Raw genomic sequence first — 212 nt, 5'->3', positions numbered from 1 at the left:
GATTTTTAAGAAGTCTCTTAGAAATTTTAAAATAGCAGGAGATAAGAAAAAACATAATTTACCGATTTATTTATTTTAGATGTCATTTGTTATTGACATCTTTTTTTTTTTATTACTTTTCCATTTTTTAGGTGTGGGAATTTAGCAACACATGTGTGGGAATTTTCCCACACCCTACCCCTTATAAACCCTTTCTATTACTGACTTTCTTC

Annotated in this window: 1 pseudogene; it reads left to right on the top strand. The window is 28.8% G+C overall.

Annotated features, from left to right (window positions below):
* Positions 1 to 79, top strand: a pseudogene (locus MR071_RS25680) (MarR family transcriptional regulator); the annotation flags it as partial.
* Positions 80 to 212 lie beyond the last annotated feature (133 nt).

Origin of the sequence: Bacillus cereus group sp. BfR-BA-01316 (assembly GCF_022664195.1) — a bacterium.
Classification (GTDB): domain Bacteria; phylum Bacillota; class Bacilli; order Bacillales; family Bacillaceae_G; genus Bacillus_A.
This window is presented reverse-complemented; position numbering and strand designations above follow the sequence as displayed.